This is a genomic window from Pseudomonas sp. ANT_J28, assembly GCF_008370005.1.
Classification (GTDB): domain Bacteria; phylum Pseudomonadota; class Gammaproteobacteria; order Pseudomonadales; family Pseudomonadaceae; genus Aquipseudomonas; species Aquipseudomonas frigoris.
On record NZ_VOBM01000038.1, the window covers coordinates 1 to 21028 of the forward strand.

19 protein-coding genes are annotated in these 21028 nt (G+C 59.4%); 9 read left to right on the forward strand and 10 right to left on the reverse strand.

Going from position 1 to position 21028, the window contains the following annotated elements:
- Positions 1–98: 98 nt before the first annotated feature.
- Positions 99–308 (reverse strand): cold-shock protein, encoded by a 210-nt coding sequence (locus FQ187_RS22930; RefSeq protein WP_149631216.1) that lies wholly within the window; start codon positions 306–308, stop codon positions 99–101.
- 164 nt (positions 309–472) lie between these two features.
- Between FQ187_RS22930 and plsB the strand changes: the two genes are divergently transcribed.
- The 4 genes from plsB (at position 473) to FQ187_RS22950 (ending at position 4889) form a co-directional block, all read left to right on the forward strand.
- Positions 473–2956 carry a glycerol-3-phosphate 1-O-acyltransferase PlsB gene (gene plsB, locus FQ187_RS22935; protein WP_149631217.1) on the forward strand — a complete coding sequence of 828 codons (2484 nt, stop codon included), beginning with the start codon at positions 473–475 and terminating at the stop codon, positions 2954–2956.
- Between the two features lie 86 nt (positions 2957–3042).
- Positions 3043–3669 carry a hypothetical protein gene (locus FQ187_RS22940; protein WP_149631218.1) on the forward strand — a complete coding sequence of 209 codons (627 nt, stop codon included), beginning with the start codon at positions 3043–3045 and terminating at the stop codon, positions 3667–3669.
- 105 nt (positions 3670–3774) lie between these two features.
- Positions 3775–4185: a YbaY family lipoprotein gene (locus tag FQ187_RS22945; protein WP_149631219.1), complete on the forward strand. Its 411-nt coding sequence runs from the start codon at positions 3775–3777 to the stop codon at positions 4183–4185.
- Positions 4186–4199: 14 nt separating this feature from the next.
- The gene (locus FQ187_RS22950; protein WP_149631220.1) at positions 4200–4889 is read left to right on the forward strand and encodes a DUF4197 domain-containing protein; all 690 of its coding nucleotides are present in this window, start codon (positions 4200–4202) and stop codon (positions 4887–4889) included.
- A 152-nt stretch (positions 4890–5041) separates the two neighbouring features.
- Here the strand turns inward: FQ187_RS22950 and FQ187_RS22955 are convergent, their stop codons facing one another.
- Together FQ187_RS22955 and FQ187_RS22960 are read right to left on the reverse strand one after the other, a co-directional pair.
- The gene (locus FQ187_RS22955; RefSeq protein ID WP_149631221.1) at positions 5042–8113 is read right to left on the reverse strand and encodes an efflux RND transporter permease subunit; all 3072 of its coding nucleotides are present in this window, start codon (positions 8111–8113) and stop codon (positions 5042–5044) included.
- Between the two features lie 6 nt (positions 8114–8119).
- Positions 8120–9220, reverse strand: coding sequence for an efflux RND transporter periplasmic adaptor subunit (locus FQ187_RS22960; protein WP_149631222.1), 1101 nt, complete (start codon positions 9218–9220; stop codon positions 8120–8122).
- A gap of 93 nt (positions 9221–9313) precedes the next feature.
- Here FQ187_RS22960 and FQ187_RS22965 point away from each other — a divergent pair, with 93 nt between their 5' ends.
- Entirely contained in the window at positions 9314–9949 is a 636-nt protein-coding gene (locus FQ187_RS22965) for a TetR/AcrR family transcriptional regulator (protein WP_149631223.1), read from the forward strand.
- Between the two features lie 44 nt (positions 9950–9993).
- Here the strand turns inward: FQ187_RS22965 and FQ187_RS22970 are convergent, their stop codons facing one another.
- Entirely contained in the window at positions 9994–10776 is a 783-nt protein-coding gene (locus FQ187_RS22970) for a class I SAM-dependent methyltransferase (RefSeq protein WP_149631224.1), read from the reverse strand.
- A gap of 93 nt (positions 10777–10869) precedes the next feature.
- On the opposite strand from FQ187_RS22970, the gene FQ187_RS22975 reads away from it, so the two are divergent.
- On the forward strand, positions 10870–11490 hold the full coding sequence (locus FQ187_RS22975; protein ID WP_095128118.1) for an energy transducer TonB: 621 nt from the start codon (positions 10870–10872) through the stop codon (positions 11488–11490).
- A gap of 46 nt (positions 11491–11536) precedes the next feature.
- On the opposite strand, the gene FQ187_RS22980 is transcribed toward FQ187_RS22975, so the two are convergent.
- The 6 genes from FQ187_RS22980 to ppc all read right to left on the reverse strand — a co-directional run bounded on the left by FQ187_RS22980 (position 11537) and on the right by ppc (position 18126).
- On the reverse strand, positions 11537–12358 hold the full coding sequence (locus tag FQ187_RS22980) for an isocitrate lyase/phosphoenolpyruvate mutase family protein (RefSeq protein ID WP_149631225.1): 822 nt from the start codon (positions 12356–12358) through the stop codon (positions 11537–11539).
- Positions 12359–12391: 33 nt separating this feature from the next.
- The gene (locus FQ187_RS22985; protein ID WP_149631226.1) at positions 12392–13249 is read right to left on the reverse strand and encodes a DUF72 domain-containing protein; all 858 of its coding nucleotides are present in this window, start codon (positions 13247–13249) and stop codon (positions 12392–12394) included.
- A complete protein-coding gene (locus FQ187_RS22990) occupies positions 13249–13554 on the reverse strand; it encodes a hypothetical protein (RefSeq protein WP_008156859.1) in 306 nt (101 codons plus the stop codon). Before FQ187_RS22990 ends, FQ187_RS22985 begins: the two co-directional genes overlap by 1 nt.
- A gap of 233 nt (positions 13555–13787) precedes the next feature.
- A complete protein-coding gene (gene tsaB / locus FQ187_RS22995; protein ID WP_149631227.1) occupies positions 13788–14462 on the reverse strand; it encodes a tRNA (adenosine(37)-N6)-threonylcarbamoyltransferase complex dimerization subunit type 1 TsaB in 675 nt (224 codons plus the stop codon).
- Positions 14463–14555: 93 nt separating this feature from the next.
- Positions 14556–15206 carry an adenylate kinase gene (gene adk / locus FQ187_RS23000; RefSeq protein WP_134418737.1) on the reverse strand — a complete coding sequence of 217 codons (651 nt, stop codon included), beginning with the start codon at positions 15204–15206 and terminating at the stop codon, positions 14556–14558.
- Positions 15207–15495: 289 nt separating this feature from the next.
- Positions 15496–18126, reverse strand: a complete 2631-nt coding sequence (gene ppc, locus FQ187_RS23005) for a phosphoenolpyruvate carboxylase (RefSeq protein WP_149631228.1) — start codon at positions 18124–18126, stop codon at positions 15496–15498.
- A 925-nt stretch (positions 18127–19051) separates the two neighbouring features.
- Here ppc and FQ187_RS23015 point away from each other — a divergent pair.
- The 3 genes from FQ187_RS23015 (at position 19052) to FQ187_RS23025 (ending at position 20921) form a co-directional block, all read left to right on the forward strand.
- Positions 19052–19396 carry a pilin assembly protein gene (locus tag FQ187_RS23015; RefSeq protein WP_149631262.1) on the forward strand — a complete coding sequence of 115 codons (345 nt, stop codon included), beginning with the start codon at positions 19052–19054 and terminating at the stop codon, positions 19394–19396.
- A 274-nt stretch (positions 19397–19670) separates the two neighbouring features.
- On the forward strand, positions 19671–20084 hold the full coding sequence (locus FQ187_RS23020; protein ID WP_149631230.1) for a DUF4398 domain-containing protein: 414 nt from the start codon (positions 19671–19673) through the stop codon (positions 20082–20084).
- Positions 20085–20132: 48 nt separating this feature from the next.
- Positions 20133–20921, forward strand: coding sequence for an OmpA family protein (locus FQ187_RS23025; protein WP_134418898.1), 789 nt, complete (start codon positions 20133–20135; stop codon positions 20919–20921).
- Positions 20922–21028 lie beyond the last annotated feature (107 nt).

Genomic DNA, 21028 nt, shown 5'->3' on the forward strand with positions numbered 1-21028 from the left:
CGAATGCGGTGTGTCAGTCAAAGTTTATGTCGACTGACACACCGCATTCGCGAGCAAGCCCGCTCCCACATTGATTTTGTATGATCTGAAGAGTGGGTTTAGAGCCCCTCCACATCCTCGGCCTGCAAGCCCTTCTCGCCCGTCACCACGGCATATTCAACCTGCTGGCCTTCAGCCAACGAACGGTGACCTTCGCCGCGAATCGCGCGGTAGTGCACGAACACGTCCACCCCGTCCTCGCGCTGAATGAAGCCGTAGCCCTTGGCGTCGTTGAACCACTTCACATTGCCGGTTTCGCGCGTTGCCATGTCAGTACCCCCTTGTTTTTATTTTGAACGGCCGAGTATATGACAGCCGCCAAAACTCTCAACTCAACTTTACTTAGCCGCTTTTTTGCCGATTTTCGACGAATACGGCACACTATCGGCCGCCCGAGCAAACGCTCGGTTTTTTCCATTCACGCAGAAGCCGTATGACCCGTTCCCCGTTCCGCCGTCTTGTGTTTGGCACCCTGCGCCGACTGTTGTACCTCTGGGTTCGCTCGGAGACGATCAACCAGTCGTCGTTCACCCTTGACCTCGACCGCAGCCGTCCGGTGTTCTACGTCCTGCAAAACCCTTCGCTGACCGATCTGGCTGTGGTCGACACCGAATGCAGCAAGGCCGGCCTTCCCCGTCCGGTGCTGCCTGTGTCGGTGGGTAACCTGGTGGAACCCGCCGCATTTTTCTACCTGACGCCGGAACCCGACTGGCTCGGCCGTCAGGACAAACGCGGCGCGCCGCCGACCCTGACCCGCCTGGTCAGTGCCCTGAGCCAGAACGCCGCCGAAGACGCGCAGATCATTCCGGTCAGCGTGTTCTGGGGCCAGTCGCCGGACAGCGAGTCGAGCCCGTGGAAACTGCTCTTCGCCGACAGCTGGGCGGTCACCGGGCGCCTGCGCCGGTTGCTGAGCATCATTGTGCTGGGGCGCAAAACCCGCGTGCAGTTCTCCGCGCCGATCCATTTGCGCGAGCTGATCGATCACAACAAGGGCCACGAGCGCACCGTGCGCATGGCCCAGCGGATTCTGCGGGTGCACTTCCGCAACCTGAAAGCAGCGGTGATCGGTCCGGACATTTCCCACCGTCGCAACCTGGTCAAAGGCCTGCTCAATCAGCCACTGGTCAAGCAAGCGATCCTCGACGAAGCCGAGCGTGAAAACATCTCCCCGGAGAAAGCCAAGGCCCAGGCCCTGCGCTATGGCAACGAGATCGCCTCCGACTACACCTACACCGCGATCCGCTTTCTGGAAGTGGTGCTGAGCTGGTTCTGGAACAAGATCTACGACGGGATCAAGGTCAACCACATCGAAGGCGTGCAGAAGGTCGCTCAGGGTCACGAAGTGATCTACGTGCCGTGCCATCGCAGCCACATCGACTATCTGCTGCTGTCCTATTTGCTGTTCCGCAACGGCCTGACCCCGCCGCACATCGCCGCCGGGATCAACCTCAACATGCCAGTAATCGGCAGCCTGCTGCGGCGCGGCGGTGCGTTTTTCATGCGCCGCACCTTCAAGGGCAACCCGCTCTACACGTCGGTGTTCAACGAATATCTGCATACCCTGTTTACCAAAGGCTTCCCGGTGGAGTACTTCGTCGAGGGTGGCCGTTCGCGCACCGGGCGCATGCTGCAACCAAAAACCGGAATGCTCGCCATCACCCTGCGCAGCTTCTTGCGTTCGTCGCGGATGCCGATCGTTTTCATCCCGGTCTACATCGGTTACGAGCGTGTGCTGGAAGGCCGGACTTACCTCGGCGAATTGCGTGGCGCAAGCAAGAAGAAAGAATCGATCTTCGACATCTTCAAAGTCATCGGCGCGCTCAAGCAGCGTTTCGGTCAGGTGGCGGTGAACTTCGGCGAACCGATCAAACTGGCGGAATTCCTCGACAACGAACAACCGGACTGGCGCCAGCAGGAACTCGGTCCGCAGTTCAAACCGGCCTGGCTCAACGAAACCACCCAGCGCCTCGGTGAGAAAGTCGCGCAGCATCTGAACGAGGCGGCGGCGATCAACCCGGTCAACCTTGTGGCCCTGGCATTGCTGTCCACCAGCCGACTGGCCCTGGACGATCGTGCGATGGCACGGGTGCTCGATCTGTATCTGGCGCTGTTGCGCAAGGTCCCGTACTCGCCGCACACCACGCTGCCGGACGGAGACGGCCGGGCACTGATCGAGCATGTGAAGGACATGGACCTGCTTTCCGAGCAGAGCGATGCCCTGGGCAAGATTCTGTATCTTGACGAGCAGAACGCCGTCCTAATGACCTACTACCGCAACAACGTTTTGCACATCTTCGCCCTGCCGGCGTTGCTGGCGAGCTTCTTCCAGAGCGCCTCGCGCATGAGCCGCGAACAGATCCTGCGCTACACCCGAGCGCTCTATCCGTACCTGCAATCGGAGCTGTTCATTCGCTGGTCGCTGGAGGAACTGGATGCGGTGATCGACCAATGGCTCGAAGCGTTCGTCGAGCGAGGTCTGCTGCGTTTTGAGAATGATGTCTACCTGCGCCCGGCGCCGAGCTCGCGGCATTTCGTATTGCTGACCCTGCTGTCGAAAAGCATCGCCCAGACCCTGCAACGTTTCTACATGACCGTTTCCCTGCTGCTCAACAGCGGCCAGAACAGCATCAGTGCCGAAGAGCTGGAAGACCTGTGCACGGTCATGGCCCAGCGCCTGTCGATCCTCCATGGCCTCAACGCCCCGGAGTTCTTCGACAAGAGCCTGTTCCGCCATTTCATCCAGACGATGCTGGATCTGGATGTGCTCAAGCGCGACGAGGCCGGCAAGCTGAGCTACCACGAACTGCTCGGCGAACTGGCCGAAGGCGCGGCCAAGCGGGTGTTGCCGGCGGAGATTCGTTTGTCTATCCGTCAGGTGGCGTTGCATCGCAGTGAAGATGCGGCGGATCAGGCTTAGTTGGAGTCAGTTGTAACTTTCTGACAATAACTATAAGAACAAGGATGTTCTTATAACCTGTCAATTATGGATTAATAGAGACCCACTTGAATCCCGATACGGATATCGCGATGAACCCATTAGAAAACACCAGCAACTACGTCACTCTAACTTTCAGTTTGCCTGAAGACTTTCTACCCCCAGATGATGGCGAAGGCGAAACCTATATAAGCGTGCAAACTGCCAACTCAACCACTCCCATCAAAGTTGCGCAATCCCGCAAACCGGAACTGTATAGCGGGCGTTGGAATTTCTCATTCATGCACAACTATTCCGATGTCAGCGTCAAATACCTTGTCACGATCAGCATGACCCACAACGGCGTTCCACTGCTGATTGACCTGGATTACTTCGTGATTGTCCATCGTGCGCCGCACCGACAAACCCTGCATCTCAGCCCTGTTGGCCGCCTCTACCTGCAGGCGCAAGCGCCTCAAGCGGTTCAACCTGAACACGCAGTCACTGTTGTCGCCCACGAGCACGACGATACGACTGCGCAACTGACGCCAATACATATCAGCGAAGAAATGGCCGAGGCGTTCTATCTGGAATACGACCCGGAGACTGTCGTCCCTGGCAAACGCTATACGCTGACAGCCACTGAAAATGAATACCACAATTCAATTGCGGTATATCCCGGGTCCGTTGTATTGAAACCCTTTAGTAGAATTTGAAAAAAGCGCATATCAAAAGATCCATGGGGCGAAATCACCGGAAAAATCCGTTAAATTGTCGTCGGCGTTCATCTACTTCGGGCGCCAACGACAGGGATTCAACTCATGAAAAAACTCTCGCTTCTGGGGCTTACTGCCTTGCTCGGAGCCTGCCAGACCCTACAACCTGCCGCCAAAACCAGCCTCGATGGCGAAGTCTTCTACCTGCAACGCATCGCTCTGCCGCCCAGCGCCATCTTAAGCGTCAGCTTGCAGGACGTGTCCCTGGCTGATGCGCCTGCCGTGGTCCTCGACGAACAGAAAGACCCGGTCAAAGGCCAGGTGCCGCTGCCGTTTCATCTGAGTTACGATCCAGCGCAGGTCAAACCGGGCCATCGTTATTCAGTCAGCGCACGGATCGAAGTCAACGGAGAGCTGATGTTCATCACCACCGAACATCACGCCGTGCAGCTGGATGGCAGCGACCCGCAGCCATTGAAAGTCCGCGTCGACGCCCCCGCTAATTCTCTATATTGAACAAGGAAGCTGCCATGCTCCGTCCTACCCTTCGCTTCGCCGGCCTGTGCGCAGGCTTGATGATCTCCGCCAGCGCACTGGCGCTGTCACTCAGCGACCTGTCACAAAAAGACGCCACCGGCGGTCTCAAGGATGCCCTGACCCAAGGCGCGCAACTGGCCGTGAAACAACTGGGCACGCCGGGCGGCTTCAGCAACAACCCGGATGTGAAAATCGAACTGCCGGGCAAACTGGGTAAAGTCGCCAGCAAGATGAAGCAGTTCGGCATGGGCGACCAGGTTGATCAGCTGGAAACCAGCATGAACAAAGCGGCTGAAACCGCCGTGACGCAAGCCCAGCCCATCCTGGTGGACGCGGTGAAGAAGATGAGCGTGGAGGATGCCAAGGGCATTCTCAGCGGCGGCAAGGACTCGGCCACTCAGTACCTGAGCAAAACCAGCCGCGAACAGATCCGCGTCAAGTTCCTGCCCATCGTCAAGCAAGCTACCGACCAGGTGGGCCTGGCCAAGCAATACAACTCATTCGCCGGACAAGCCGCGACGCTGGGTGTGGTGGACGCGAAGAACGCCAACATCGAAAGCTACGTGACCGAGCAGGCGCTGAACGGTCTGTTCGAGATGATTGGTAAACAGGAAGAAGCCATTCGACAGAATCCCGCGGCGGCAGCGACGAGTTTGGCGAAGAAGGTGTTTGGGACGTTGTAATTTCGAGCGTCTGAAAGCCGCAAAAAAGCCCGCTGACCTTTACCGGTTCAGCGGGCTTTTTCCGTTTGCGCTATTGCTGCTGCGATCCTTTGATCCTGATCGTGGAACTCAAGCTCAAAAGCTCGCAGCCTTTGGTCGTTACTACAGCGTGTTCAAGCTGATTCCTTTTTTACTCGGAACCACGCCGCATACAGCGCCGGCAAAAACAGCAACGTCAGCGCCGTCGCGACAATCAACCCGCCCATGATCGCCACCGCCATCGGCCCGAAAAACACACTGCGTGATAGCGGAATCATCGCCAGCACCGCCGCGAGGGCAGTCAACACAATCGGCCGGAAACGCCGCACTGTGGCTTCAATAATCGCCTGCCAAGGCTTGAGCCCGGAAGCAATGTCCTGCTCGATCTGGTCCACCAGAATCACCGAGTTACGCATGATCATCCCAGACAGCGCGATGGTGCCGAGCATGGCGACGAAACCGAACGGCTGACGGAACAGCATCAGGAACAAGGTCACACCGATCAAACCCAAAGGCGCCGTCAGAAACACCATTACCGTGCGTGAGAAACTGCGCAATTGCAGCATCAGTAACGTCAGCACCACCACGATGAAAAGCGGCACACCGGCCTTCACCGAATTCTGCCCGCGAGCCGAGTCCTCTACAGTGCCGCCGACTTCCAGCAAGTAGCCGTCCGGCAGTTCGGCGCGGATCGGATCGAGGGTCGGCATGATCTGCTGCACCAGCGTCGCCGGTTGCTCCTTACCGTAAATGTCGGCGCGGACCGTCACGTTCGGCAAGCGGTTGCGGTGCCAGATGATGCCTTCTTCAAAGCCGTATTCCAGCGTCGCGATTTGCGACAGCGCCACGCTGCGACCGTTGTCAGTCGGCACCGCCAGGCTTGGCAGCAATGACAGTTCGGTACGTTCATGCAACGTGCCGCGCAATAGAATCTCGATCAACTCGTTGTCTTCACGGTACTGGCTGACGCTGGAACCGGTCAGAGAGCTTTGCAGGAACTTCGACAGGTTCGCGGTGCTCACTCCAAGCGCCCGGGCGCGGTCCTGATCGACGTTCAGATAAACGACTTTGCTCGGTTCTTCCCAATCCAGATGGACGTTGACCACATGCGGGTTCTCGCGAACCTTGGCGGCCACTTTACGGGCCAGCGCGCGGACTTCCTCGATGTGCTCACCGGTGACCCGGAACTGCATCGGATAGCCAACCGGTGGCCCGTTCTCCAGACGTGTCACCCGCGCACGCAGGGCCGGGAATTGTTCCTTGAGGGCTTCGATCAGCCAGGTGCGCAGGGTTTCGCGCTCTTCGATGGTTTTGGCCAGGACTACAAACTGCGCGAAGCTCGCTGCAGGAAGTTGTTGATCCAGCGGCAGGTAAAAACGTGGCGAACCGGTGCCAACGTAAGCGACATAGTTGTCGATACCGGCGTGATCCTTCAGCAGTGCTTCGAGGCGTTTGACCTCATCTCGGGTGTTGCTCAACGAGGCACCTTCCGCCAGTTTCAGATCGACCATCAACTCCAGACGACCCGATGCCGGGAAGAACTGTTGCGGCACAAAGCGAAACAGGATGACAGAACCGATAAACAACACGGCCGTCAGGACAATGACCGTCTTGCGCCGCCGTACGCACCACTCCACCAGGCGTCTGACGCGCTGATAGAACGGCGTGCCGTAAGGGTCGGGCTGGCCGTCGCCGGTGCCATGTTTGGCTGCATGAATATTCGCCAGATCCGGCAGGAGTTTTTCCCCCAGATAAGGCACAAACACAACAGCGGCCACCCACGAGGCCAGCAACGCGATGGTCACCACCTGGAAGATCGAACGGGTGTATTCGCCCGTACCCGATTGCGCAGTGGCAATTGGCAGGAAGCCGGCAGCGGTGATCAGCGTGCCGGTGAGCATCGGGAATGCGGTGCTGGTCCAGGCGTAACTGGCCGCCTTGATCCGGTCGAAGCCCTGCTCCATTTTGATCGCCATCATTTCCACGGCGATGATCGCGTCGTCCACCAACAACCCCAGCGCCAGTACCAACGCCCCGAGGGAAATCTTGTGCAGGCCGATTCCCAGGTAATACATGCAGGCGAATGTCATCGCCAAAACCAAAGGAATCGCCAGCGCTACCACCATGCCGGTGCGCACGCCGAGGGAGAAGAAACTCACCAGCAGGACGATTGCCAGCGCTTCCACCAGCACCTGAACAAATTCACCGACACTGCTTTTCACGGCGGCGGGCTGGTCGGAGACCTTGCGCAGCTGCATACCGGCAGGGAGATTGTTCTGAATCCGGTCGAACTCGATTTCCAACGCCTTGCCCAGCACCAGAATGTCGCCACCGTCCTTCATGGCCACGGCCAGACCGATGGCGTTTTCCGCCATGAAGCGCATGCTCGGCGCTGGCGGATCGTTGAAACCCCGACGCACATCCGCCACATCGGCGATGCGGAACGTACGATCGCCGACGCGGATCGGGAAGCTCTTGATCTCTTCGACCGTCTGAAAATTCCCCGAGACGCGTAGCTGCAATCGCTCGCTGGAGGTCTCGAAGAACCCGGCGGTGGACACCGCGTTCTGCTCTTCAAGGGCCTGCTGCACCGCCGACAGAGGTAGACCCAGGGTGGCGAGTTTGACGTTGGAGAGTTCGATCCAGATCTTCTCGTCCTGTAACCCGAGCAGATCGACCTTGCCGACATCCTTGACCCGTTGCAGCTGAATCTGCACGCGGTCGGCGTAGTCCTTGAGCACCGCGTAATCAAAACCTTCGCCGGTCAGGGCGTAGATATTGCCAAACGTTGTGCCGAACTCATCATTGAAGAATGGCCCCTGGATGCCCGGTGGCAGGGTCTGACGAATGTCGCTGATCTTCTTGCGAACCTGGTACCAGAGGTCCGGGATTTCCACCGAGTGCATGGAATCGCGGGCGACGAACGTCACTTGGGATTCGCCCGGACGGGAGAACGAAACGATGCGTTCGTACTCGCCGGTTTCCATCAGCTTCTTTTCAATGCGCTCGGTGACTTGACGCGACACTTCCTGCGCCGTGGCCCCTGGCCAGTTGGTCCGAATCACCATGGCCTTGAAGGTGAACGGCGGGTCTTCACTTTGTCCAAGCTTGGTGTAGGACAGTGCGCCGACAATGGCCAGCAAGAGCATCAGGAACAGTACGATCTGGCGATTACGCAGCGCCCATTCGGAAAGATTGAAACCCATCGGGGATTACTCCTTGTCCGCCAGATTGACCACGCGGTTGGAGCGATCCACCGGGCGCACTTGCTGCCCTTCAAGAAGCACATGGACGCCAGCGGCCACCACCCAGTCGCTAGTGTTCAGGCCTTCGAGCACCGGTACGGTTTTCTCGCCGAAGGCACCGACCCGTACCGGGGTTTTCTTCAAGGTATTGTTGGCACTGACGACCCAGACGTAGGTCGCGCCGTTTTCCGCGGTGACGGCCGACAGCGGTACCGACAGCGACACCACGTCGGCGGTCTGGATAAACACCCGGGCGCTCTGGCCGAGTTCAGCGGGGACCTTGCCGGCAGTGAACGCGATGCGGGCGGCAAAGGTGCGCGATTTTGGATCGGCAGCGGGCGACAGCTCACGGATGCGCCCGGCGAAACGTTGGTCGGGTTGGGTCCAGAGTTCGACTGACACTGGCTGACCGACCTTGAAGCGGCCAAAGCTCTGCTCCGGCAAGCTGATCAACACTTCGCGCTCGCCATCGGTCGCAAGGGTAAATACGGTTTGCCCGGCCGCCACCACTTGTCCGACTTCAACCGCGCGCTTAGCCACCACGCCATCCTGAGGCGCACGCAGCACGGCGTAACTGGCCTGATTGGTCGAAACGTTGAATTCGGCTTTGATTTGCTTGAGGCGTGCTTCACCGGATCGGTAAAGGTTTTCGGAATTGTCGTACTGCGAACGGCTAACCATCTGACGGTCCATCAGGGTCTTGTAGCGATCACGTTCGGCACGCACCAGGTTCAGGTTGGCCTCGGCAGCGGCGACCTGCGCACGGGTGGCTTCCAGTTGCAGGCGTACATCCTGAGGATCGAGTTCGGCCAGGGGTTGATCGGCCTTGACCCGCTGCCCCTCTTCGACCAGTCGTCGACTGACTTTACCGCCAATGCGAAACGCCAACTCCGGCTCATAGCGAGCGCGGACTTCACCGGGAAAACTTTCCATCGCCTGGGCCGAAGGCTCTGGCTGCACGACCATGGCCGGGCGAACGGTGACTTGAGGCGCCTCTTCGTGACCACACGCAGACAATAAAAACGCCAGACTAACTGGCAATGCGAGGGGCAAGGCATAGCGGAACATGGTGAAGGACCTTTCGCTAATGGTGCTTGGAATAATTATACTGAGCAGTATGTTATTAATAGCAAACTCACCAGTCCAGTAATAAAAGCGCATATGCCTAACAATCTTTCAGTACCCAACGGCCCGGGCCGTCCCAAGGATCTGGCAAAGCGCCAGGCGATCCTCGATGCGGCGAAAATTCTGTTTCTGAGCAAGGGTTATGCGAACACCAGCATGGACGCCGTCGCGGCCGAGGCCGGTGTGTCGAAGCTGACGGTCTACAGCCATTTCAACGACAAGGAGACGCTGTTCTCCGCCGCCGTGATGGCCAAGTGCGAAGAGCAATTGCCGACGCTGTTTTTCGAATTGCCGGACGGCACTGCCGTAGAAACAGTGCTGTTGAACATCGCGCGTGGCTTTCATCAACTGATCAACAGCGACGAATCGGTGAACCTGCACCGGCTGATGATGACGCTGGGCAGCCAGGACCCGAAACTCTCGCTGATCTTCTTCGAGGCCGGGCCTGAGCGCATGTTGCATGGCATGGAGCGGTTGCTGACCAAGGTTGATCACAGCGGCGCGTTGAGCATCGACAAACCGCGCAATGCGGCCGAGCATTTCTTCTGCTTGCTCAAGGGTGCGGGGAATTTCAGGCTGCTTTATGGCTGCGGCGAACCGCTGACCGGGGATGCGGCCGAGAGCCATGTGCAGGAAGTGGTGGAGTTGTTTATGCGGGCGTATCGGCCTTAGCGATGATCGTTCCCACGCAGAACGCGGGAGTGATCAGTGTTGAGTCAGGGCTTGAGCGCTTTCTTCGGGTAAATGTCATACCGGCTGGATTTACCGTCCAGCGCATGACTTGGCTTCGGCCCTTCGATACACGGCGCCTTGCGCGGGCGCTTGACCACCACCCGGTGGCTGGCCAACGCCAATGCCGCTTCGAGCAGTGCAGGCGCATCCGGGTCATCGCCTACCAGCGGCCTGAACAGGCGCATTTCCTTCTTCACCAAGGCTGTTTTCTCACGATGGGGAAACATCGGGTCGAGGTAGATCACCTGCGGCGGCTCGCCGTCCCAATTGCGCATCACCTCGATCGAATTACCCTTGAGCAAGCGCATCCGCGCCACGATCGGCGCCACGTCAAAGTCTTCCGCGCCGCGTGCCAGGCCATCTTCAAGCAACGCGCCAATCAGCGGCTGACGCTCGATCAGGCTCATCTCGCAGCCCAGGCTCGCCAACACGAACGCATCTTTGCCCAGCCCCGCCGTGGCGTCCAGCACACGCGGACGCACGCCTTGGGCAACCCCGACAGCCTTGGCGATCATCTGACCGCTACCACCGCCGTACAAGCGGCGATGGGCCGCACCGCCCTCGACAAAGTCCACCCGCACCGGCCCCGGCGCGTCCGGGCCCAGTTGTTGAAGCTGCAAACCCTGGTCGCCGACCTGCAAGGCGAACTCACCGTCATCCACCTGCATCGGCAAACCCAGGCGCTCGGCCCATTGTTCGGCCTGTGGCTGAAAAGTCGCGGCCAGGGCCTCGACATGGATGCGGCAGGCCGCAGGTTGCTCAATCATGGGAAAACACGCTCAAAAAATTAATGATCGGCAAAAACGGCCGATAACAAAACTATCGAGCATTTTGCCAGAGCTGAGCGTCGACCGAGAGAAATGTCAGACATTCAACGCACATCGATAGGCTACATCTCGCCCCACGGCGATTTTGGCCTACGAAACTCCCAAGCACTGAGCGGCGTCAGTCACCTGTGGCAGGATTTCTTTGCCCAGGCCCTGGCCGATCAGTCGGGCGATGTCGTACCGGCTTCTCTCAACTTTCCACCGGTCGATCTCGACAGCCCGGTCGAACCCACCGTTGGCAGCGAACTGCTGGCTCATATCATTTCCCAGCGCGAATGCGATGTGAAAGAAACCGAGGTCCGCCCTCCCGAGCCACTGTTCCTGCCGATTGCCGAGTTCGAAATGGACCTGGCCGACAAACCTTTCCCACCGTTCCCGGCACAAGAAATCGTCGCTCAACAGAAACAACAGGACTTCGAAAGTCGCTGGGTCCGCCCGATCGTGCTCACCGCAGGTCAGCCTGTGCCGGAAGCAGGTCCGGCACCGCAACCGCGTCCGCTGCACCTGCCGATCGCCGAATTCGAACTCGATCTGCTGGACAAGCCATTCCCGCCGTTCTCGCCCGAAGAGCTGGTGGAACAACAGAAACAACTCGACTTCGATAACGGCTGGGCTCGCCCGATCGTCCTGCAAAACCTGCGCATCGCCGCCTGACTTTCAATAACAGGCCCTCAGCGACACACCCACCACAACCGCATCGTCAGTCTTTGAACAATTGATTGGCCTGGGCGTACGGCATGGACCGCGACGTGAACCCGAACGTGCCCGACGTCTTGATCTCTTCGGCAGCGCGGAAAAACTCGCCATACGCCGCCAGCGCCAGAGCCGATCCGACGCTAATCCGCTTGACGCCCATTTCGCGCAACTGCTCGACCGTCAGTTTGAGCCCACCGGACATCAGCACGTTGACTGGCTTGGGCGCCACGGCACGGACCACCGCCAACACGTCTTCAGCACTGCGCAGACCCGGCGCATAAAGCACGTCGGCCCCCGCCTCGGCAAACGCCTGCAAGCGGCGAATGGTGTCGGCGAGATCAGGATTGCCGTGCAGAAAGTTTTCCGCGCGGGCGGTCAACATAAAGGCAAACGGCAAGCTGCGAGCGGCTGCCACGGCAGCCTCGATGCGTGCGACAGCATGCTCGAAGCAGTAGATCGGCGCTTCTTCACGGCCGGTCGCATCTTCGATCGAGCCGCCGACAGCGCCGGCCTCTGCCGCACGCAAAATACTCTGTGCGCATTCGGCTGGATCGTCAGCGAAGCCGTTTTCTAGGTCGACGGCTACGGGCAGATCGGTTGCCGCAACAATCGCCCGAACGTTTGCCAGAGTGTCGTCCAGCGTCAGCGCGCCATCGGGGCGGGCGTTGGAAAAGGCGTAACCGGCACTGGTGGTCGCCAGCGCTTCGAAACCAAGGCTGGCGAGCATTTTCGTCGAGCCGGCATCCCACGGGTTAGGAATGACAAAAGCCCCCGCGCGTTCGTGCAGTGCTTTAAACGCTTGGGCTCGAAGGGTTTGCGCATCCATTGGCAGGCTCCTGAAAAGTGCAAGAAATCCGCTTCAGAGCAGGCCAAGTTGCTCGGCAGCGGGCTCTCTGTATAGCTCAGGTAGCGGCGGCAGGCCAGGTAAACGCAGCATCAGTTTTGCGTGGAAACGTTGCGCCAATTTGGCGGCCAGCAGGTTGTCGGCGGTGTGCAGGAAGATATAAGGCGTACGACCCTCTTCGATCCACACGGCGATTTTCTCGACCCACGGCATCAGGAACGGGTCGTTAGCCTCAAGCTGCGGATGGCCAATGAAGCGCACCTGCGGACATTGCGTGAAGGCTGCCGGACGGGGCGGCACCCTGGGCTTTTTCGATTGGGCGTGAAGGACCGAGGGATCGGTCGATGTGCAGCTGAACAGCGCGCGGGGATCGAGGCAGATACGCTCGACACCGCGATCCAGTAGCAGGCGATTGAGCATTCTCTCGGCATCGCCCTTGGCGAAGAAGTCGTCATGCCGCACTTCAACCGCCAGAGGCCGCTCCACAGCATCAATAAAACCGGCAAGCTCCGACAGTCGCTGCGGTGTAAAGCTTTTGGACAGTTGCAGCCACAGCGGTGAAACCCGTTCGCCGAGGGGGCTGAGCAATTGCAGGAAGGTTTCGGCAGCGGTCAATTGTTCGCGCAGGTCACCGCTGTGACTGATGTCACCGGGGAACTTGGCAGTGAAGCGAAAGTGTTCGGGCATGGTCTCGGCCCAACGTTGCACAGTAGTCGCAGCCGGGCTCGCGTAGAAGGTCGTATTGCCTTCCACGGCGTTAAACACTTGGGAATAGAGATTCAGAAACTCAGCGGGTTTGGCGTCTGACGGATAAAGATAATCGCGCCAGGCGTTTTCACTCCAGGACGGACAGCCCAGGTAGTAAGGCAGCATTAGATGTACAGGTCGAGGCCCAGCACATCCGAATCCCAATCGACAAAACCGGCGGTGCTCAGGTAGCTGGCCAGGGCCTTCGCGACACTGCTGCTCATGGCACGGTGATAAAGCATGTCTTGTTGACGGGCGGGGAGATTACTCAAACGTTGCGCAGAGGCTTTGGCAGCGCGGGCAGCCATTTGCTCTTCGGATGGAATTTCCAGCTCGCCGTCAATATCGACGTAGTCGTCATCCGCCACAGGGCCTTTGCGAGGCTTGCGTTTGATGGGGTAGGACTGAGAGGGAACGCCGTCTATACGCATGAGTACATGTCCGGAATCAATGATGGCAGTTTAGTGGCGCAAAACCTACTACGCAAACCGCCGAGTGATAACTAGAACACAGAAAATGGAAAAGGTTTAAAAGCTGGGGATATAAAACGACGATTGGCTGCGTTGCGTAATCCGCCATCGCGGGCAACCCCGCTCCCACAGGGGTTAGCGTAAACCCTGTGGGAGCGAGCTTGCTCGCGATGGGGCCAACTCGGTGCAATGAATTAACGAGCCTTCGGGGTCGCAACCTTATCCCGCAAATAAACCGGCTGAGCCTCATCAGCCACGATCGCCTCACCACGCGCCCAGGCAAAACGCGCCAGGGTCAGCAGGTCCTCAGCGTGAGGCAACATGCCCGCATCCTGCCCGGTCAGGCTGACGGCGATTCGCTCGACATAACCCCAGCCAGTGCCGGCGCCAAACCACTCACCGCTGGCGTCAGCCGGCAACGCGGCCACTTCCGGCGGCAGCACGGCTTCATTGCCAACCAGCCGCATCTCCCCCGCCGTTTCGCGGTAGCAACCCCAATACACTTCGTCCATGCGCGCATCGATGGCGGCCGCCACCTGGCTCACGCCGTGTTCGCGATAAGCCCGCTGCGCCAGCACGGCCAGGTTCGATACTGGTAACACCGGACGATCCAGCGCAAACGCCAGCCCCTGCACCACGCCGATGGCGATCCGCACGCCGGTGAACGCACCCGGACCACGGCCGAAAGCGATGGCATCGACCGCTTGCAGGTTGGTCCCGGCATCCGCCAGCAGTTGCTGAATCATCGGCAGCAGCTTCTGCGCATGCAGGCGCGGGATCACCTCGTAATGGCTCGTGACTTTTCCGTCATGCAGCAAGGCAACGGAGCAAGCTTCAGTCGCGGTGTCCAGGGCCAGCAAGGTGCTCATCGATGTTTCCGTAAGAGAGGTCAGAAAAAGTGCGCCAGTATAAACAACTACGGCCCGCAAGCGGGCCGTAGAAGATGAAGCGATTCAGACTTTTCAGCTCAGTGCTTCAAGCACCTTGCCGGTGATCACTTCAACCGAGCCGACGCCCGCAATGTGGCTGTACTTCGGCTTGCCATCAGTAGCAGCAGACAGCGTCTGGTAGAACTCGACCAGAGGCTTGGTCTGGGAATGGTAGACGGACAGGCGATGACGCACGGTTTCTTCGGTGTCGTCCTTGCGCTGCACCAGTGCTTCACCGGTGATGTCGTCCTTGCCGGCGATTTTCGGCGGGTTGTAGACGGTGTGGTACACGCGGCCGCTGGCCTCGTGAACGCGACGACCAGCGATACGCTGAACGATTTCTTCGTCGTCGACGGCGATTTCGACCACGTGATCCAGCTCCACGCCGGCTTTCACCAGGGCTTCAGCCTGAGGAATGGTGCGCGGGAAACCGTCGAACAGGAAACCGTTGGCGCAATCGGCCTGGCTGATGCGTTCCTTAACCAGATTGATGATCAGGTCATCGGAAACCAGACCACCGCTGTCCATGACGCTCTTGGCGATCAGGCCCAGCTCGGTGCCGGCCTTGACCGCGGCACGCAGCATGTCGCCGGTGGAGATTTGCGGGATACCGAATTTTTCGGTGATGAACTTAGCCTGAGTACCTTTACCGGCCCCGGGAGCTCCCAGCAGAATGACGCGCATCGATGTGCTCCTCAATTTTTTATATAGATAACGTCAGATTCGCCTCGTGGGGCCAATCTCAATAAAAGGGTCGTGACCGCCCAAACGGTCAAAGGCTGATCAAGATACACAGCAGGCCCGGAGCACACAAGCCGCCGAAAGTCGGAGAAACCCGCGCCTGATGTGGCCTTTCGTCGGGGTAACCCTAGTCGCAACCCCATCACTAACTGTCGCCTGGCAGCACTTTTCAAGCCCTCGCCCACAGGCAACTCGACGCTCGCGCCGAGTGCCTTGCCCCACGACGAAAACCTTAGCCGGTATTACGCAAACCGGCGGCAATCCCCGCCACAGACACCAGTAGCGCCTGTTCTACCGGACTGCCCTGTGCCACTTCCTGTTGTCGCGAACGCGCCAACAACTCAGCCTGCAATAGATGAAGAGGGTCGAGGTAAGTGTTGCGCAAGCGGATGAATTCAAGCGTGGCTGGGCTATGTGCCAGTAGCTGCGACTGACCGGTCAGCCCCAAAACCACCGAGCACGCCTGCGACAATAGGTCGCGTAAATGCGCACCCAAAGGGAGCAGATCCGGCTCGACCAATCGCTCATCGTAAGACCGGGCGATATCGGCATCGGCCTTGGCCAACACCATTTCCAGCATATCGATGCGCGTGCGGAAGAACGGCCACTGTTCGCGCATCTGCCCCAGCAGCTCGCCTTCGCCGCGCTCCAGCGCCTTGCTCAGCGCCGCTTCCCAGCCGAGCCACGCCGGCAACATCAGACGCGTCTGGGTCCAGCCGAAGATCCACGGGATCGCCCGCAGGGTTTCAATCCCGCCAGCGCGGCGCTTGGCCGGGCGACTGCCCAGCGGCAAGCGTCCCAGTTCCTGCTCTGGAGTGGACTGTCGGAAATACTCGACGAACTGCGGATTTTCCCGCACCACGGCGCGATAAGCGCTGACACCGTCAGCGGCCAATTCGTCCATCAGATTGCGCCAGGCTGGCTCCGGCGGCGGCGGCGGTAGCAAGGTCGCTTCCAGTACCGCTGCCAGGTACAGATTGAGGTTCTGCTCGGCGATGTCCGGCAGGCCAAATTTGAAACGAATCATTTCCCCCTGCTCGGTGGTACGGAAACGCCCCGCCACCGACCCCGGCGGCTGCGACAGAATCGCCGCGTGTGCCGGGCCGCCGCCGCGACCCACGGTGCCACCGCGACCGTGGAACAACAGCAGTTCCACTTGCTGCTCGCGGCAGATGTCGACCAAGCGCTCCTGCGCCCGATACTGCGCCCAGGCCGCTGCTGTCGTGCCGGCGTCCTTGGCCGAGTCGGAGTAGCCAATCATCACTTCCTGCGGCCCTTGCAGGCGCGAGCGATAACCGGGCAGCAGCAACAGCTTTTCGATTACCGGGCCGGCGTTGTCGAGGTCGGCAAGGGTCTCGAACAGCGGCACCACGCGCATCGGCCGCAACACGCCAGACTCTTTGAGCAGCAGTTGCACGGCCAACACGTCGGAAGCGGCGCCAGCCATGGAGATCACATAAGAACCGAGCGATGCGCCCGGTGCGGCAGCGATTTCCCGGCAGGTCGCCAGCACTTCGGCGGTGTCGGCCGATGGCTTGAAGTACGCCGGCAGTAACGGCCGGCGGTTGTTCAGTTCGCGCATCAAGAAGGTGATGCGCTCTTCCTCGCTCCAGTCCTCGTAGCGCCCCAGGCCCAGGTAATCGGTGATCTCGTTCATGGCCGCTGTATGTCGCGTCGAGTCCTGACGCACATCGAGCCGCACCAGGAACAGCCCGAACGTCACCGCCCGACGCAGGCAATCGAGCAGCGGACCATCAGCGATCACGCCCATGCCGCACTCATGCAGCGAGTGGAAGCACAGCTCCAGCGGATCAAGCAGCTCGCGGTTGTTTTGCAACACATCGGCGGGTGCCGGCGTGGTCTTCGTCAAGGAGGCGTGAGCCCAGCTACGCGTCGCGCGCAGGCGGTCACGCAGCTGTTTAAGCACCGCGCGGTAAGGTTCGGCGCTGTCCCCGGCCTTGGCCTTCAAGTCATCGCTGGCCTGTTGCATCGACAACTCGGCCGCCAGGTGATCGATATCGCGCAGGTACAAGTCCGCGGCCATCCACCGCGCCAGCAGCAAGACTTCTCGGGTCACGGCGGCGGTCACGTTGGGGTTGCCGTCGCGGTCACCGCCCATCCACGAGGCAAAGCGAATCGGCGCTGCCTCCAGTGGGAGGTGCAGGCCAGTGGCGTCATGCAGGGCTTTATCGGCCTTGCGCAAATAGTTGGGGATCGCCTGCCACAGCGAATGCTCGATCACCGCGAAGCCCCATTTGGCTTCATCCACCGGCGTAGGTCGGGTGCGGCGGATTTCTTCGGTGTGCCAGGCTTCGGCGATCAGGCGCTGCAACTTGGTCTGAATCTGCTCGCGTTCGGCAGTGGTCAGATCGCGATGGTCCTGAGCGGCCAGTTGCGCGGCAATGGCGTCGTACTTCTGGATCAGCGTGCGGCGCGCCACTTCGGTCGGGTGCGCGGTGAGGACCAACTCAATCTCCAGCCGACCCAGTTGCCGGGCCAGGGATTCGGCGCCATGACCTTCAGCACTCAGGCGGGCGAGCAGTTCCGGCAGTACCCGCGCCTCGAACGGTGCAGGCTGCGACTCTTCGCGACGGTGAATCAGCTGATATTGCTCGGCGATATTGGCCAGGTTGAGAAACTGGTTGAACGCCCGCGCCACCGGCAGCAACTCTGCTTCGCTCAATTGATTGAGGCTGGCGCTCAGTTCAGCGTCCATCGAACCGCGACGGTCGGCCTTGGCGCCCTTGCGGATTTGCTCGATCTTGTCGAGAAAACCGTCCCCGTACTGTTCACGAATGGTGTTGCCCAACAGCTCACCCAACAGGTGAACATCCTCGCGCAAGCGTGCATCAATATCGGTCATCAGCAGTTCTCCAGCGTAAATCCGGGTGACTTGGTGTCCATGCTCTTGAGTTAGAGAGTGCCGCTGTAAAGCGGTTCTTACAAGCAGACGACGAAGGGAATGCTGTTCGCCCGAGAAAGTTTTGGGATTGGTGGGGGTACATATCCGTTTCTTCGGTAACGGCCGCTAATGGTTCCGCCCTTACGGCGGGTCACTTGGAAAAGCCCCAAGTAACCAAGGGCTCTTGCCCCGCCATTCGGTGCCTCGCCCAGGCTCGGCATGCCCTCACTCCGGCATTGCTCCGGGGGCCCGCCGCCATCGGCCATCCATGGCCGGGGGCGGCTACCGCGGCATCCTTGCCGCGGTGCCCCCTGCGCAACGCCTGCGTTCGGCCTCTGGGAAAGGGGCGGCAGATCTGAAGCCAAAGCAACGGCAACGGCAACGGCAACGGCAACGGCAAAATCAACAGCTTCGCGAGCAAGCCCGCTCCCACATAAAGCAGATCGGCGCACATCTTTTGCTTCTCACCACTCAACAGGCCGAGCGTTAGCTCGCCTGCAGCTTTTGATCTTGATGCACCGCCCCCTCGAGAGGCCGAGTGGAGGTTCTGCGCAGTGGGCAACCCGGCATGGATGGCCGATGGCGGCGGACCCACGGAGCAGGACCGGAGCGAGGGCATGCCGAGCCTAGGCGAGGCACCGAACGAAAGGGGCAAGAGCGTTTGGTTACTTTGCGCTCTTCAAAGTGACTCGCTGTAAAAGCGAAACCGCCAGCAGCCATCACCGAAGCAACGGATATACACCCAAACGTTCACCATAAGACGACGAAGGGACTTTAAACCTTGGGCGTTAAAGCTAGTCTGAAGAGTAAGCCCTACAACGGCTGCCGCCGGCGTTTGCCGGACACTGACAGTGCCTGCCACGAGCAGGTGCGCATTGAGGTCACTATGAAAATCCGCGAGCTTGCCCATCACTGGGAAGAAAACGCCAAGGGTCGCCTGACCGACACCGGATACTCGATTCATCTGGATGTGGAGGCCGCCGCACGGCTGGCGGCCATTATCGATATGTACCCCAAACGACACCCCGAAGAACTGCTCGGCGAGCTGATCGGCGCCGCCCTGGAAGAGCTCGAAAAGAGCTTTCCGTATGTGAAGGGCTCGACCGTCGTGGCCACCGACGAAGAAGGTGATCCGCTGTACGAAGACGTCGGTCCGACTCCGCGTTTTCTCGCCTTGTCCCGTCGTCATTTGCACGATTTGTCGGCCATCGACGACAAACAGAAACACTGATTACCGCACTTCTTTCCCCCTCCCAAAATGCGTACTCCTGGCCCCCTACAGGGCCGGGAATACTGCTGCTTGCGGTAAAAATACCCGGTTTAGAGCATTGTCCGCCCGGTCAAAGTTTTTTGGGCAATGAGCCATATTCTCTGAACTTTCGAAAAACGCCTCGGGTCACACCCATTAACCACGCCTGGGACGGCCGTTTCAAAACACCCCCGGAAATTGAAGGTTGCGGCTCCTTGCCCAGGATGGATTTTTAAGTTTTTCAGGAGTTTTTCCAATGGAGTTGAAGACCATGAAGACCCGAACTGCCAAATCCGCGTTCCCCCCTCTGCGTAGCCTGAAACTGGCTGCACTGGCCATCGGCAGCAGCTTCGTCCTGGCCGGTTGTGCCGGTAACCCGCCAAGCGAGCAATTCGCCGTGACGGAATCGGCGGTCAACAGCGCCGTCAGTGCTGGCGGTACCGAATTCGCGGCAGTGGAAATGAAGTCCGCGCAGGACAAGCTCAAACAAGCCGAAATCGCCATGCACGACAAAAAGTATGACGAAGCCAAAGTCCTGGCCGAACAGGCCGAGTGGGACGCTCGCGTGGCTGAGCGCAAAGCCCAGGCTATCAAAGCTGAACAGGCTGTGAAGGACTCTCAGAAAGGTGTTCAAGAACTGCGTCAGGAAAGCCAGCACACCGTTCAATAAGCGGCCGACACGACGCACTTCTTACTCGACTAAAAGGACGAAACCACCATGCGTAAACAATTGATGATCCCTGCCCTGCTGGCCGCAAGCGTTGCACTGGCCGCCTGCTCCACGCCGCCGAACGCGAACCTGGAACAGGCCCGCACCAACTACACCGGCCTGCAAACCAACCCGCAAGCCAGCAAAGTCGCGGCGCTGGAAACCAAAGAAGCCAGCGATTACCTGGACAAGGCTGACAAGGCTTATCAGGACAAAGAGGACCAGGCCAAGGTCGATCAACTGGCTTACCTGACCAATCAACGTGTTGAAGTGGCGAAGCAGACCATCGCCCTGCGCAACGCCGAAGCCAATCTGAAAAATGCTTCCGCGCAGCGTGCCCAGGCTCGTCTGGATGCCCGCGACGCGCAGATCAAACAATTGCAGGACAGCCTGAACGCCAAGCAGACCGATCGCGGCACCTTGGTGACATTCGGTGATGTGTTGTTTGCCACTGACAGGGCTGATCTGAAGTCCAGCGGTCTGGTGAATATCAACAAACTGGCGCAATTCCTCTCGGAAAACCCTGATCGCAAAGTGATCGTCGAGGGCTACACCGACAGCACGGGCACCGCGAACCACAACCAGTCGCTGTCCGAGCGTCGTGCCGGTTCCGTGCGAACGGCGCTGGTGAAAATGGGCGTTGATCCAGCGCGTATCGTGTCGCAGGGTTATGGCAAAGAATACCCGGTGGCCGAGAACAGCAGCGTCTCGGGTCGTGCAATGAACCGTCGGGTGGAAGTGACCATTTCCAACGACAACCAGCCGGTGATCCCGCGTTCTGCGGTCAGCTCGAACTGAGTTGAACCTGCTGTAACGCAAAAGCCCCGCCTGATCTGATCAGGCGGGGCTTTTGTTTTTAAGATCAAAAGATCGCAGCCTCGTTTCACTCGACAGCTCCTACATAG